At 41.8% G+C, this 12,685-nt stretch carries 22 protein-coding genes; all 22 read left to right on the top strand.

The annotated features are described in order from the left end of the window. Positions 1-28 precede the first annotated feature (28 nt). The 22 genes from fusA (at position 29) to rpmD (ending at position 12,683) form a co-directional block, all read left to right on the top strand. Positions 29-2,107, top strand: a complete 2,079-nt coding sequence (gene fusA / locus L3V42_RS13705) for an elongation factor G (RefSeq protein ID WP_235762996.1) — start codon at positions 29-31, stop codon at positions 2,105-2,107. 120 nt (positions 2,108-2,227) lie between these two features. Continuing rightward, positions 2,228-3,418, top strand: coding sequence for an elongation factor Tu (gene tuf / locus L3V42_RS13700; protein WP_235762997.1), 1,191 nt, complete (start codon positions 2,228-2,230; stop codon positions 3,416-3,418). Between the two features lie 578 nt (positions 3,419-3,996). Continuing rightward, on the top strand, positions 3,997-4,305 hold the full coding sequence (gene rpsJ, locus L3V42_RS13695) for a 30S ribosomal protein S10 (protein WP_235762998.1): 309 nt from the start codon (positions 3,997-3,999) through the stop codon (positions 4,303-4,305). A gap of 28 nt (positions 4,306-4,333) precedes the next feature. Beyond that, positions 4,334-4,966 (top strand): 50S ribosomal protein L3, encoded by a 633-nt coding sequence (rplC, locus tag L3V42_RS13690; RefSeq protein WP_235762999.1) that lies wholly within the window; start codon positions 4,334-4,336, stop codon positions 4,964-4,966. A gap of 25 nt (positions 4,967-4,991) precedes the next feature. Next, positions 4,992-5,615: a 50S ribosomal protein L4 gene (rplD, locus tag L3V42_RS13685; protein ID WP_235763000.1), complete on the top strand. Its 624-nt coding sequence runs from the start codon at positions 4,992-4,994 to the stop codon at positions 5,613-5,615. Then, entirely contained in the window at positions 5,615-5,902 is a 288-nt protein-coding gene (rplW, locus tag L3V42_RS13680; protein ID WP_235763001.1) for a 50S ribosomal protein L23, read from the top strand. Before rplD ends, rplW begins: the two co-directional genes overlap by 1 nt. A 29-nt stretch (positions 5,903-5,931) precedes the next feature. After that, complete coding sequence (gene rplB, locus L3V42_RS13675) at positions 5,932-6,762, top strand: 50S ribosomal protein L2 (protein WP_235763002.1); 831 nt, start codon at positions 5,932-5,934, stop codon at positions 6,760-6,762. A gap of 56 nt (positions 6,763-6,818) precedes the next feature. Next, positions 6,819-7,097, top strand: a complete 279-nt coding sequence (gene rpsS / locus L3V42_RS13670; RefSeq protein WP_156857267.1) for a 30S ribosomal protein S19 — start codon at positions 6,819-6,821, stop codon at positions 7,095-7,097. A gap of 21 nt (positions 7,098-7,118) precedes the next feature. Continuing rightward, on the top strand, positions 7,119-7,460 hold the full coding sequence (gene rplV / locus L3V42_RS13665; RefSeq protein WP_238472216.1) for a 50S ribosomal protein L22: 342 nt from the start codon (positions 7,119-7,121) through the stop codon (positions 7,458-7,460). A gap of 3 nt (positions 7,461-7,463) precedes the next feature. Further along, positions 7,464-8,105 (top strand): 30S ribosomal protein S3, encoded by a 642-nt coding sequence (gene rpsC, locus L3V42_RS13660; RefSeq protein WP_235763004.1) that lies wholly within the window; start codon positions 7,464-7,466, stop codon positions 8,103-8,105. A 17-nt stretch (positions 8,106-8,122) separates the two neighbouring features. Next, positions 8,123-8,557 (top strand): 50S ribosomal protein L16, encoded by a 435-nt coding sequence (gene rplP / locus L3V42_RS13655; RefSeq protein WP_235763005.1) that lies wholly within the window; start codon positions 8,123-8,125, stop codon positions 8,555-8,557. Then, positions 8,547-8,747: a 50S ribosomal protein L29 gene (gene rpmC / locus L3V42_RS13650; protein ID WP_156857263.1), complete on the top strand. Its 201-nt coding sequence runs from the start codon at positions 8,547-8,549 to the stop codon at positions 8,745-8,747. Before rplP ends, rpmC begins: the two co-directional genes overlap by 11 nt. A gap of 25 nt (positions 8,748-8,772) precedes the next feature. Next, entirely contained in the window at positions 8,773-9,036 is a 264-nt protein-coding gene (gene rpsQ, locus L3V42_RS13645) for a 30S ribosomal protein S17 (RefSeq protein WP_235763006.1), read from the top strand. 43 nt (positions 9,037-9,079) lie between these two features. Beyond that, positions 9,080-9,448, top strand: coding sequence for a 50S ribosomal protein L14 (rplN, locus tag L3V42_RS13640; protein ID WP_156857261.1), 369 nt, complete (start codon positions 9,080-9,082; stop codon positions 9,446-9,448). Positions 9,449-9,482: 34 nt separating this feature from the next. Next, on the top strand, positions 9,483-9,794 hold the full coding sequence (gene rplX / locus L3V42_RS13635) for a 50S ribosomal protein L24 (protein WP_235763007.1): 312 nt from the start codon (positions 9,483-9,485) through the stop codon (positions 9,792-9,794). Positions 9,795-9,821: 27 nt separating this feature from the next. Continuing rightward, on the top strand, positions 9,822-10,361 hold the full coding sequence (gene rplE, locus L3V42_RS13630; RefSeq protein WP_235763008.1) for a 50S ribosomal protein L5: 540 nt from the start codon (positions 9,822-9,824) through the stop codon (positions 10,359-10,361). Between the two features lie 26 nt (positions 10,362-10,387). Continuing rightward, entirely contained in the window at positions 10,388-10,573 is a 186-nt protein-coding gene (locus L3V42_RS13625; protein WP_156857258.1) for a type Z 30S ribosomal protein S14, read from the top strand. A gap of 29 nt (positions 10,574-10,602) precedes the next feature. Then, positions 10,603-11,001 carry a 30S ribosomal protein S8 gene (gene rpsH, locus L3V42_RS13620; protein WP_235763009.1) on the top strand — a complete coding sequence of 133 codons (399 nt, stop codon included), beginning with the start codon at positions 10,603-10,605 and terminating at the stop codon, positions 10,999-11,001. A 28-nt stretch (positions 11,002-11,029) separates the two neighbouring features. Next, on the top strand, positions 11,030-11,566 hold the full coding sequence (gene rplF / locus L3V42_RS13615) for a 50S ribosomal protein L6 (protein WP_235763010.1): 537 nt from the start codon (positions 11,030-11,032) through the stop codon (positions 11,564-11,566). Between the two features lie 30 nt (positions 11,567-11,596). Next, positions 11,597-11,959 carry a 50S ribosomal protein L18 gene (gene rplR, locus L3V42_RS13610; protein ID WP_235763011.1) on the top strand — a complete coding sequence of 121 codons (363 nt, stop codon included), beginning with the start codon at positions 11,597-11,599 and terminating at the stop codon, positions 11,957-11,959. Positions 11,960-11,983: 24 nt separating this feature from the next. Then, a complete protein-coding gene (gene rpsE, locus L3V42_RS13605; RefSeq protein WP_235763012.1) occupies positions 11,984-12,487 on the top strand; it encodes a 30S ribosomal protein S5 in 504 nt (167 codons plus the stop codon). Positions 12,488-12,500: 13 nt separating this feature from the next. Continuing rightward, a complete protein-coding gene (gene rpmD, locus L3V42_RS13600; protein WP_156857253.1) occupies positions 12,501-12,683 on the top strand; it encodes a 50S ribosomal protein L30 in 183 nt (60 codons plus the stop codon). Positions 12,684-12,685 lie beyond the last annotated feature (2 nt).

Here is a 12,685-nt window from a genome sequence, read left to right as displayed (position 1 = left end):
AAGCACTTAATAGGAAGGAGAAGAATACATGGCTAGAGAGTTCTCCTTGGAAAAGACGCGAAATATTGGGATTATGGCACATATTGATGCTGGTAAAACCACTACAACCGAGCGTATTCTTTTCTATACAGGACGTATTCACAAACTTGGTGAAACGCACGAAGGTGCGTCACAAATGGACTGGATGGAGCAGGAACAGGAACGTGGAATTACAATCACATCCGCTGCTACAACAGCTCAATGGAAAAACCATCGAATCAATATTATTGATACTCCAGGGCACGTGGACTTCACAGTTGAAGTTGAGCGTTCGCTAAGAGTTCTTGATGGTGCAGTTACAGTTCTTGATGCTCAATCTGGAGTTGAACCACAAACAGAACAAGTGTGGCGCCAAGCTACAACATATGGCGTACCAAGAATGGTATTCATTAACAAGATGGATAAAACTGGCGCTGATTTCTTATATGCTACTAAAACGTTGAGAGACCGTTTAGGTGCAAATGCGCATCCAGTTCAAATGCCAATTGGAGCAGAGGACGATTTTAACGGAATCATTGACCTAATCACAATGGAAGCTCACTTCTACAAAGACGATTTAGGTACAGTTGATGAAGCATCTGAAATCCCTGCTGAGCTAAAAGACCAAGCAGAAGAACTTCGTGCAGAGTTAATCGAAGCAGTTGCGGAAACAGACGAAGATCTAATGATGAAATATCTTGAAGGTGAAGAGATCACAGAAGGTGAATTGAAAAAAGCAATTCGTCAAGCTACTCTATCTGTAGATTTCTACCCTGTATTCTGTGGTTCTGCCTTCAAAAACAAAGGTGTACAATTACTTCTAGATGGTGTGCTTGACTACCTTCCAGCTCCAACAGACGTTGCTGCAATCGAAGGTATCGTCCCAGGATCAGAAGAAGAAGTTACACGTGAATCAGATGACAATGCGCCATTCGCAGCATTGGCATTTAAAGTAATGACGGATCCGTTCGTAGGTAAATTGACATTCTTCCGTGTTTACTCCGGAACGCTAAAATCCGGTTCCTACGTGAAAAACACAGTGAAAGACAAACGCGAACGTGTTGGTCGTATCCTTCAGATGCACGCTAACTCCCGTGAAGAAATTTCTATTGCTTACGCTGGAGAAATCGCTGCAGCAGTCGGACTAAAAGACACTGCAACTGGAGATACACTTTGCGATGAAAAAAATCCTGTTATCTTAGAGTCTATGGAATTCCCTGAGCCGGTAATCTCGGTTGCAATCGAGCCGAAGACGAAAGCAGACCAAGATAAGATGGGTACAGCGCTAGCGAAACTTGCTGAAGAAGACCCGACATTCAAGACGGAAACAAATACGGAAACTGGTCAAACAATCATCTCGGGTATGGGTGAACTTCACCTAGACGTTATTGTTGACCGCTTGAAGCGTGAGTTTAAAGTAGAAGCTAACGTAGGTGCTCCGCAAGTTGCCTACCGTGAAACATTCCGTGCAGCTGCGGAAGTGGAAGGTAAATTCATTCGTCAATCTGGTGGCCGTGGACAATACGGACACGTTTGGGTTAAGTTTGAACCGAATGAAGAAGGCGCTGGATTTGAATTCGAAGACGCAATTGTTGGTGGGGTTGTTCCTCGTGAGTATATCCCATCTGTTGAGCAAGGTATCGAAGAAGCACTTGAAACTGGTGTATTAGCTGGATATCCGTTAATCGATGTGAAGGCAACACTATATGATGGTAGCTATCACGATGTCGACTCTAACGAAATGGCGTTTAAGATTGCAGCATCTATGGCATTAAGAGCAGCGAAGAACAAATGTAGTCCAGTTCTGCTTGAACCTATGATGTATGTTGAAATTGTTATCCCAGAAGAATACATGGGAGATATCATGGGTGACGTTACTTCTCGTCGTGGACGTATTGAAGGAATGGAAGCTCGCGGTAACGCACAGCTTGTTAAATCCTACGTACCACTCTCTGAAATGTTCGGTTACGCAACCGCTCTGCGTTCTAACACGCAAGGCCGCGGTACGTATACCATGACATTCGATCATTACGAAGAAGTACCGAAGAGCATCTCAGAAGAAATTATCGAGAAAAACGCTGGACAATAATTGATTTTTTTACGGAACTAACGTATAACAATTAGTGAGGACAAAGAATAAATTTTATCTTTATTCTTAAGTTAATAAACAATAAAATTACTTTTATTTAATTAAAGGAGGAACTATAAAATGGCTAAAGAAAAATTCGACCGCTCCAAACAACACGTTAACGTTGGAACTCTTGGACACGTTGACCATGGTAAAACTACTCTAACTGCTGCAATTACAACAGTAATGGCAAAAGTAAATGGTGATGGTGACGCAAGAGGTTACGACCAAATTGACAACGCACCAGAAGAAAGAGAACGTGGTATTACAATCGCTACTTCTCACGTAGAGTACGAAACTGAAACTCGTCACTACGCACACGTTGACTGCCCAGGACACGCAGACTACGTTAAGAACATGATCACAGGTGCTGCGCAAATGGACGGTGCTATTCTAGTAGTATCTGCCGCTGATGGCCCAATGCCACAAACTCGTGAGCACATTCTACTTTCTCGTAACGTTGGAGTACCAGCATTCGTAGTATTCCTAAACAAAGTTGACATGGTTGACGATGAAGAGTTACTTGAATTAGTAGAAATGGAAGTTCGTGATCTATTAACTGAATACGACTTCCCAGGTGACGATGTACCAGTTATCGCTGGTTCTGCTCTTAAAGCACTTGAAGGTGTTGCAGAGTACGAAGAAAAAATCGTTGAACTGATGAACGCAGTTGACGAATATGTTCCAACTCCAGAACGTGACACTGACAAACCATTCATGATGCCTGTAGAGGACGTATTCTCTATTACAGGTCGTGGTACAGTTGCTACTGGACGTGTTGAGCGTGGAGAAGTTAAAGTCGGAGATGAAGTTGAAATCATCGGTCTTAACGAAGCTCCTGGTAAAACAACTGTTACAGGTGTTGAAATGTTCCGTAAGCTTCTTGACTATGCAGAAGCAGGAGACAACATCGGTGCATTGCTTCGTGGGGTAGCTCGTGAAGACATTAGCCGTGGTCAGGTTCTTGCTAAGCCAGGATCAATCACACCACACACAAACTTCAAAGCTGAAGTTTATGTTCTATCAAAAGAAGAAGGTGGACGTCATACTCCATTCTTCGGTAACTACCGTCCACAGTTCTACTTCCGTACGACGGACGTAACTGGCGTTGTTCAACTACCAGAAGGCGTTGAAATGGTAATGCCTGGTGACAACGTGGAAATGACTGTAGAACTTATTTCACCAATCGCGATCGAAGACGGAACTCGTTTCTCTATCCGTGAAGGTGGACGTACAGTAGGTTCTGGTGTAGTTACAGAAATCACTAAATAAGTCTAAACCTATACAAAAAACAGGCAGCTAATCTCAGTTGCCTGTTTTTTTGTTAGGTAAATCAGTAAAATTTATTCCTTTTCAGTGTCCGCAGTCCCGATACCTCTCGCTTTCTGCAGGCGTCCGGCAAGCCTCGGCGGATAGGACGTGCTAATGCAGACGTTGCCACAGGACGTGGCGTTCTTAGTCTGCCTTGCGCTATTACGCTGCGAAGCCTGGAGAGAAGTGACTATCCAATGCTTCGAACCGTTCATATTTTTCTGAAAAGGACCGTTATTATCAACTATATGTTCGTGATCTTAAAAAATATGCATTTTCCTCGTAAAAAGTTGCAAAAAACCTTCATAAAGTCTTGCATTCGAGCGAAAACATGCGTATAATATGTAGATGTGCAATCGAATCGCAAATGATAAAAAAGGTTGCTTTGGCAGACGTTTATATGTATAATGTGAATGTTGGCCAAAAAACGGCGATGAAGTGAAAGGTTGTTGGCACACCCGGCCGCTTTGCCATGGCGCTGTGCTCGAGAAATTTTCACGGAGAATGTCTATATTAATATGGGCGAAGGAGGGAAAATAATGGCAAAAGAGAAAATCAGAATTCGTTTGAAAGCTTATGATCACCGTGTCTTAGATCAATCAGCAGTAAAAATCGTTGAAACGGCAAAACGTTCTGGAGCAAACGTATCCGGACCGATTCCATTACCAACAGAGAAAAACGTATTTACTGTATTACGTGCGGTGCATAAATACAAAGATGCTCGTGAGCAATTTGAAATGCGCACACATAAGCGTTTAATCGACATTGTGAATCCAACACCAAAAACAGTAGACTCATTGATGAGACTAGATCTGCCATCTGGTGTTGATATTGAAATTAAATTATAAATATAAGTTTTTATAGGAGGTGTAACGGATGACGAAAGGAATCTTAGGTCGTAAAATCGGCATGACTCAGTTATTCTCTGAAGCTGGTGAACTAATCCCTGTAACAGTGATTCAAGCTGAGCCAAACGTCGTATTACAAAAAAGAACGGAAGAGAATGACGGGTATACTGCCATTCAGTTAGGTTTTGCAGATAAGAAAGAAACACGTGCGAGTAAAGCGGAAAAAGGTCATGCTGAAAAAGCGAGTACCAATCCTAAGCGCTACGTTCGTGAAATCCGTACTGCTAATATCGATGACTATGAAGTAGGTCAAGAAATTAGCGTTGGTACTTTTGAAGCTGGAGAAAAAATTGATGTAACAGGAACTTCTAAAGGTAAAGGATTCCAAGGTAACATTAAGCGCCACAACCAAGCTCGTGGTCTAATGAGTCACGGTTCCCGCTACCATAGAGGCCCAGGTGCAATGGCAATGGCAGCAGACCCATCAAGAGTATTCAAAGGCAAAAAGTTGCCAGGACAAATGGGTCACGAACAAGTGACAATTCAAAACCTTGAAGTAGTAAGTGTTGATGAAGAAAGAAACCTGCTACTTGTTAAAGGAAATGTTCCAGGTGCGAAAAAATCTTACGTTAAAATAACAAGTTCAATAAAAGGAAATTAATTATTAGAAGAAGGGAGGATTTGTCATGCCAAAAGTTACATTGTTTAAACAAGACGGAAGTAATGCAGGAGAAGTAGAATTAAACGAAGCGGTTTTCGGCATCGAACCTAACGAACACGTGTTACACGAAGCAGTTGTAATGCAACGTGCGGCAGTTCGTCAGGGGACACACGCTGTTAAAAACCGTTCAGCAGTACGTGGCGGTGGTCGTAAACCGTGGCGTCAAAAAGGAACTGGGCGTGCGCGTCAAGGATCCATTCGTTCACCACAGTGGGTTGGCGGTGGCGTAGTATTCGGACCTACCCCACGCAGCTACAGCTACAAGCTGCCAAAGAAAGTTCGTCGTTTAGCTCTTAGATCCGCTTTAGCTTCTAAAGTAAAAGAAGAAGGCATCTTTGTTTTAGAGTCACTAGCAATCGACACACCAAAAACAAAAGAAGTCATTAATTTACTAGATGCATTAAAAGTAGATGACAAAGCATTAATTGTGACTGCTGATAAAGAAGAAACAATCGTACGTTCAGCAAACAACCTTCAAACAGTTAAAGTACTTGCTGTAGAAGAATTGAACGTTCTCGATTTAATAACGTATGACAAGTTAGTTATTACGAAGGAAGCGGTCGAAAAAGCAGGGGAGGTGCTTGCATAATGAGAGATCCACGTGATATTATAAAGCGCCCTGTCATTACAGAACACAGTGCTGATTTAATGGTAGATAAGAAATATACGTTTGAAGTAGATCCTAAAGCGAACAAAACAGAAATCAAAGACGCAGTGGAACTTATCTTCGGCGTTAAAGTAGTAAATGTAAACACACTCAACCTTAAAGGTAAACTTAAGAGAATGGGCCAATATAGCGGGTACCGTTCTGATCGAAAAAAAGCTATCGTAGAGCTTTCGGAAGACAGTAAAGAACTGGACTTCTTTGAAGGCTAAAAATCATTTATGTGAAGGAGGGAAAAAAGATGGCGATTAAGAAGTTTAAACCAACTTCAAATGGTAGACGTAACATGTCTGTATCTTCATTTACAGAAATCACTACGGATACCCCAGAAAGAACCTTATTAGCTCCACTCAATAAACGAGCTGGACGTAACCACCAAGGTAGAATTACTGTTCGTCATCAAGGTGGCGGTCACAAGCGTCAATACCGTCTCATCGATTTCAAACGAAACAAAGATGGAATACCAGGACGCGTTGCTACAGTTGAGTACGATCCGAACCGCACAGCAAACATTGCATTAGTTCATTATGCAGATGGAGAGAAACGTTATATTTTAGCTCCTAAAGGAATTCAAGTAGGTCAAGTAGTTGAATCAGGTGCTGAGGCTGATATCAAAACAGGTAATGCACTACCACTTGAAAACATTCCAGTAGGAACCATTATTCATAACGTAGAATTAAAACCAGGTCGTGGCGGTCAATTAGCTCGTTCAGCCGGTGCAGAAGCGCAAATTCTAGGACGTGAAGGGAAATATACACTCGTTCGTTTAGCATCAGGTGAAGTTCGTTTAGTGCTAAGCACTTGCCGTGCAACAATCGGCCAAGTTGGAAACATTGAACACGAACTAATCCGTGTTGGTAAAGCAGGACGTTCTCGTTGGTTAGGCAAGCGCCCGGCAGTTCGCGGATCTGTTATGAATCCGAACGATCACCCGCACGGTGGGGGAGAAGGACGTTCACCAATCGGTATGCCATCACCATTATCACCATGGGGCAAACCAACTCTTGGTTACAAGACACGCAAACGCAACAAGCCGTCTAATAAATATATCGTTCGTAAACGTAAAAAATAAATGAATAGGACGGGAGACGAATAACCCGTCTCTAAACTCTGGAAGGAGGTTTATCCATGGGTCGTAGTTTGAAAAAAGGACCTTTCGCAGATGACCATCTATTGAAAAAGGTGGATGAAATGAACGAGAGTGACAAGAAGCAACTGATTAGAACTTGGTCTCGCCGTTCTACAATCTTCCCATCTTTTGTTGGTCATACAATCGCAGTATATGATGGGCGTAAACATGTTCCGGTCTATATAACAGAAGATATGGTTGGACATAAATTAGGTGAATTCGCGCCAACTCGTTCATTTAGAGGACACTCTGGTGACGATAAGAAAACAAATCGCTAATTTGAGAGGAGGCTACTTCGCATGCAAGCAAAAGCTGTTGCAAAAACGGTTCGTATCGCTCCTCGTAAGGTACGTTTAGTCGTTGATTTAATTCGAGGAAAAAATGTCGGTGAAGCTATCGCAATCTTAAAGAACACACACCGCAGTGCTTCCCCAGTCGTAGAGAAAGTGCTGAACTCTGCAGTCGCAAACGCAGAACACAACTACGAGATGGACACAGACAATCTAGTCGTTTCTGAAGCATATGTAAATGAAGGTGTTACATTGAAACGTTTCCGTCCACGTGCTCAAGGACGTGCAAGTCAAATTAATAAACGCACAAGCCACATTACAGTTGTGGTAACTGAAAAGAAGGAGGGGTAGTTAGTGGGTCAAAAAGTAAATCCAACGGGTCTTCGCGTAGGAATCATTAAAGACTGGGAGTCAAGATGGTACGCTGATAAAGACTATGCAGACTTACTACATGAGGATATTAAAATCAGAGAATTCCTTGATAACCGCTTAAAGATTGCTGCTGTTTCTTCTGTCGAGATTGAACGCGCAGCAAACCGAGTGAACATTACGATTCATACTGGTAAACCAGGAATGGTAATTGGTAAAGGCGGTTCAGAAGTTGAAGCTCTACGTAAAGAGTTAAATAAATTAACTGGTAAGAGAGTTCACATCAATATTGTGGAAATTAAAAAGGTTGACCTCGATGCGCAACTAGTTGCAGATAGCATCGCACGTCAATTAGAAAACCGTATTTCATTCCGTCGTGCGCAGAAACAAGCTATCCAACGTACAATGCGTGCAGGTGCACAAGGAATCAGAACACAAGTATCTGGACGTCTTGGCGGTGCAGACATCGCTCGTGCAGAACATTACAGTGAAGGAACAGTACCACTACACACATTACGTGCTGATATCGATTATGCTCATGCTGAAGCTGATACAACGTACGGTAAGCTCGGCGTTAAAGTGTGGATCTATCGTGGGGAAGTCCTTCCAACTAAAAAAGAAAACTAAGGAAGGGGGCACTTTGTATGTTAATGCCTAAACGTGTAAAATATCGTAAACAACACCGTGGTAAAATGAGAGGCCAAGCAAAAGGCGGTACTGCAGTATCATTCGGAGATTACGGCCTACAAGCTACAGAAGCTAGCTGGATTACAAGTCGTCAGATTGAAGCTGCCCGTATTGCAATGACTCGTTACATGAAACGTGGCGGTAAAGTATGGATCAAAATATTCCCGGATAAACCTTATACATCTAAACCATTAGAAGTACGTATGGGTTCCGGTAAAGGTGCTCCAGAAGGCTGGGTAGCAGTAGTAAAACCAGGGAAAATTTTGTTTGAAATCGCAGGAGTGAATGAAGAAGTAGCACGTGAAGCCCTACGACTTGCATCTCACAAATTACCGATTAAAACGAAATTTGTAAAACGTGAAGAAATTGGTGGTGAAAGCAATGAAGGCTAAAGAAATAAGAGAACTAACCACTGCCGAAATTGATGAAAAGGTAAAATCACTAAAAGAAGAATTATTTAATTTACGCTTCCAGCTTGCTACAGGTCAGTTGGAAAACACTGCACGTATTCGTGAAGTTCGTAAATCAATTGCTCGTTTAAAAACCGTTGCACGTCAACGTGAATTAACCGCAAATAACTGACTTGAAGAAGGAGGTTTAATCAAGTATGTCTGAACGTAATAATCGTAAAGTATACACGGGCCGCGTGGTGTCTGACAAAATGGACAAAACAATTACTGTACTAGTTGAAACATATAAAGTTCACAAATTATACGGTAAACGTGTTAAGTACTCCAAAAAGTTCAAAACACATGATGAGAACAACCAAGCAAAAACTGGTGACATCGTGCGCATTATGGAGACACGTCCACTCTCAGCTACAAAACGTTTCCGCCTAGTGGAAATCGTAGAAGAAGCGATCATTATCTAATTTAAGTTGATTCGGAACAGATCCGAAGGGAGGTAACAGTGTTATGATACAACAAGAAAGTCGATTAAAAGTTGCAGATAACTCTGGTGCTCGTGAACTACAGACAATTAAAGTTTTAGGCGGATCAGGCCGTAAGACTGCTAATATTGGCGATGTTGTAGTTTGCTCAGTGAAAAAAGCAACACCAGGAGGCGTTGTCAAGAAAGGTGACGTCGTGAAAGCAGTTATCGTTCGCTCTAAATCTGGTGCGCGTCGTATAGATGGTTCATATATTCGTTTTGATGAAAATGCTGCAGTAATTGTCCGTGATGACCAAAGCCCAAGAGGTACTCGTATCTTCGGTCCGGTTGCACGTGAATTACGTGATGCTAAATTCATGAAAATCGTATCTCTTGCTCCAGAAGTATTATAAGTGAATCTTTCGTTACTAAGGAGGTGCGTCAAGCATGCATGTAAAAAAAGGTGATAAAGTAAAAGTATTAGCCGGGAAAGACCGCGGCAAAGAAGGTACAATCCTTGAAGTGTATCCGAAGAAAGACCGTGTACTTGTCGAAGGAGTCAACATGGTACAGAAACACGCGAAGCCTTCTCAAGAAAACCCACAAGGCGGTATTCTAAATCAAGAAGCTGCGATTCACGTGTCCAATGTATTACCAATTGACCCTAAATCCGGTGAACCAACTCGTGTTGGCTACGAAGTTCGTGACGGAAAGAAAGTAAGAATTGCGAAGAAATCCGGAGAAGCGTTAGATAAATAAGTTTCTAGTTGAAAGGAGGGCGCCATGATGAACCAATTAAAAGAAAAGTTTCAAGATGAAGTTACTACATCTTTAATGAATAAATTTAACTATAAATCTGTTATGCAAGTACCGAAAGTCGAAAAGATCGTAATCAACATGGGTGTTGGTGATGCGGTACAAAACTCAAAAGCATTGGATAGTGCTGTTGAAGAATTATCATTAATCTCTGGTCAAAAACCACTTATTACTCGTGCGAAGAAATCAATTGCAGGTTTCCGTTTACGTGAAGGAATGCCAATCGGCGCAAAGGTAACCCTTCGTGGTGAGCGTATGTATGAGTTTCTACAAAAGCTAATTGCGGTTTCACTCCCACGTGTACGTGACTTCCGCGGTATTTCTAAAAATGCTTTTGACGGACGTGGAAATTACACACTAGGTGTGAAAGAGCAACTTATTTTCCCGGAGATTAACTACGATAAGGTAAGTAAAGTGCGCGGACTGGATATCGTTATCGTAACTACAGCTGATACAGACGAAGAAGCTCGTGAACTTTTATCTGAGTTAGGCATGCCTTTCCAAAAATAAGTTCCAAGCAATAAGGAGGGAAAATAGTGGCTAAAAAATCAATGATCGCAAAACAAAAACGTAAACAGAAGTATAAAGTACAAGAATATACACGCTGTGAGCGTTGTGGCCGTCCACATTCTGTAATTCGTAAATTTAAACTTTGCCGTATTTGTTTCCGTGAACTTGCCTATAAAGGTCAAATTCCTGGTGTCAAAAAAGCAAGCTGGTAAACCCCAATTTGGGAAGGAGGTAATGATGTATGGTAATGACAGACCCAATCGCAGATATGCTTACTCGCATTCGAAATGCGGTTACAGTAAAACATGAAAAATTGGAGCTTCCTGCTTCAAAAATTAAAAAAGAAATTGCTGACATCCTGAAACGTGAAGGTTTCGTTAAGGATTATGAATATATCGAAGACAACAAACAAGGTGTACTGCGTATTTTCCTGAAATATGGTGCAAACCAAGAGAAAGTAATTACAGGAATTAAACGTATCAGTAAACCAGGTTTACGTGTCTATGCAAAAGCTGATGAAGTACCACGAGTGTTGAACGGATTAGGTATTGCAATCGTGTCTACTTCACAAGGTGTACTATCTGACAAAGAAGCTCGCAGCCAACAAGTCGGTGGCGAAGTGCTTGCATACGTCTGGTAATATTTTTTAACCCAAGGAGGTGCAGAAAATGTCTCGTATAGGATTAAAACCCATTGAAATCCCAGAAGGGGTAGAAGTGAAGCTTGAAGGTAATAAGGTTTCTGTTAAAGGACCTAAGGGCGAGCTTTCTAAAGAAATTCATCAAGATATCGCAATTAAAATGGAAGATAACGTCATAACATTAGAGCGTTCAAGTGATCTAAAAGAATATCGCTCCCTACACGGAACGAGCCGTACAATGATTGCAAACATGGTCGAAGGTGTTACAAAAGGTTTCGAAAAATCACTTGAAATTACGGGTGTTGGTTACCGTGCACAAAAGCAGGGCAACAAACTAGTAGTTAACGCAGGATATTCTCATCCGGTAGAAATTGATGCTATCGATGGAATTGAAATTGACGTTCCCAAAAACACTGAATTAACCGTAAAAGGTATCGATAAAGAATTAGTTGGTGCAGTTGCAGCGAATATCCGCGCAATCCGCCCGCCGGAGCCTTATAAAGGTAAAGGAATTCGTTATGTTGGCGAATATGTGCGCCGTAAAGAAGGTAAAACTGCTAAGTAAGATTAGTTAGGTGAGAAAGGAGTGACCTTGATGATCACAAAACCAGCTAGAAATGAAATGCGAAAAAAGAGACATGCACGTGTACGCAGAGACGTATTCGGAACTGCTGAACGTCCACGTCTAAACGTATTCCGTTCTAATAAAAATATCTACGCACAATTAATCGATGATGAAAATCGTGTTACGGTTTCGAGCGCATCTACTGCTGATAAAGAATTGAACATCACGCAAGGCAGTAATGTTGAAGCTGCGAAACAAGTAGGAGAGGCTATCGCAAAACGCGCAATTGAAAAAGGCTTCAAATCAGTAGTATTCGACCGTGGAGGCTACTTGTATCATGGACGCGTTAAAGCATTAGCAGAGGCTGCAAGAGAAGCAGGTCTCGAATTTTAATCGACAAAGGAGGTTACCATTTTAATGAATAATCAAATCGATGCGAACAAATTAGATTTAGAAGAACGTGTTGTATCCATCAACCGCGTTTCTAAAGTTGTTAAAGGTGGACGCCGCATGCGTTTTGCTGCATTGGTTGTAGTCGGCGACAAGAACGGCCATGTCGGTTTCGGTACTGGTAAAGCGCAAGAAGTACCAGAAGCAATCAAAAAAGCAGTAGACAATGCGAAGAAGAACTTAATTCGTGTACCATTTGTAGGAACTACGATTCCACATGATATTATTGGACGTTTTGGTTCTGGTAACGTAATGATGAAACCAGCTACTGAAGGTACTGGAGTTATCTCCGGTGGACCAGTTCGTGCGGTCTTAGAACTTGCAGGTGTAGGCGATATTCTTACAAAATCACACGGAGCAAGCACTCCAATTAATGTGATTCGTGCAACGATCAATGGGTTAGAAAATCTGAAAACAGCAGAAGAAGTAGCGAAACTACGTGGAAAGTCTGTTGAAGAACTGTTAGGATAAGGAGGGAAACAATATGTCTAACAAATTAGAAATCACCCTCAAACGCAGTGTTATTGGCGGAACTGAAGTACAACGCAGAACTGTTGAAGCACTCGGCTTAAAGAAAATCCGTCAAACAGTGGTACTTGAAGACACACCAGTAACCCGTGGTATGATTAATAGAGTATCCCACTTATTAGACGTTAATGAAGCGTAAGA

Origin of the sequence: Oceanobacillus alkalisoli (assembly GCF_022213125.1) — a bacterium.
In the GTDB taxonomy this organism is placed as follows: domain Bacteria; phylum Bacillota; class Bacilli; order Bacillales; family Amphibacillaceae; genus Oceanobacillus; species Oceanobacillus alkalisoli.
The sequence above is the reverse complement of the archived record's forward strand: the minus strand, read 5'-3'. Positions and strand labels throughout refer to the sequence as shown.

Coding starts and splice junctions, on each gene's coding strand:
- fusA (WP_235762996.1), top strand. CDS start 29: ATGGCTAGAGAGTTCTCCTTGGAAAAGACGCGAAATATTGGGATTATG.
- tuf (WP_235762997.1), top strand. CDS start 2,228: ATGGCTAAAGAAAAATTCGACCGCTCCAAACAACACGTTAACGTTGGA.
- rpsJ (WP_235762998.1), top strand. CDS start 3,997: ATGGCAAAAGAGAAAATCAGAATTCGTTTGAAAGCTTATGATCACCGT.
- rplC (WP_235762999.1), top strand. CDS start 4,334: ATGACGAAAGGAATCTTAGGTCGTAAAATCGGCATGACTCAGTTATTC.
- rplD (WP_235763000.1), top strand. CDS start 4,992: ATGCCAAAAGTTACATTGTTTAAACAAGACGGAAGTAATGCAGGAGAA.
- rplW (WP_235763001.1), top strand. CDS start 5,615: ATGAGAGATCCACGTGATATTATAAAGCGCCCTGTCATTACAGAACAC.
- rplB (WP_235763002.1), top strand. CDS start 5,932: ATGGCGATTAAGAAGTTTAAACCAACTTCAAATGGTAGACGTAACATG.
- rpsS (WP_156857267.1), top strand. CDS start 6,819: ATGGGTCGTAGTTTGAAAAAAGGACCTTTCGCAGATGACCATCTATTG.
- rplV (WP_238472216.1), top strand. CDS start 7,119: ATGCAAGCAAAAGCTGTTGCAAAAACGGTTCGTATCGCTCCTCGTAAG.
- rplP (WP_235763005.1), top strand. CDS start 8,123: ATGTTAATGCCTAAACGTGTAAAATATCGTAAACAACACCGTGGTAAA.
- rpmC (WP_156857263.1), top strand. CDS start 8,547: ATGAAGGCTAAAGAAATAAGAGAACTAACCACTGCCGAAATTGATGAA.
- rpsQ (WP_235763006.1), top strand. CDS start 8,773: ATGTCTGAACGTAATAATCGTAAAGTATACACGGGCCGCGTGGTGTCT.
- rplN (WP_156857261.1), top strand. CDS start 9,080: ATGATACAACAAGAAAGTCGATTAAAAGTTGCAGATAACTCTGGTGCT.
- rplX (WP_235763007.1), top strand. CDS start 9,483: ATGCATGTAAAAAAAGGTGATAAAGTAAAAGTATTAGCCGGGAAAGAC.
- rplE (WP_235763008.1), top strand. CDS start 9,822: ATGAACCAATTAAAAGAAAAGTTTCAAGATGAAGTTACTACATCTTTA.
- rpsH (WP_235763009.1), top strand. CDS start 10,603: ATGGTAATGACAGACCCAATCGCAGATATGCTTACTCGCATTCGAAAT.
- rplF (WP_235763010.1), top strand. CDS start 11,030: ATGTCTCGTATAGGATTAAAACCCATTGAAATCCCAGAAGGGGTAGAA.
- rplR (WP_235763011.1), top strand. CDS start 11,597: ATGATCACAAAACCAGCTAGAAATGAAATGCGAAAAAAGAGACATGCA.
- rpsE (WP_235763012.1), top strand. CDS start 11,984: ATGAATAATCAAATCGATGCGAACAAATTAGATTTAGAAGAACGTGTT.
- rpmD (WP_156857253.1), top strand. CDS start 12,501: ATGTCTAACAAATTAGAAATCACCCTCAAACGCAGTGTTATTGGCGGA.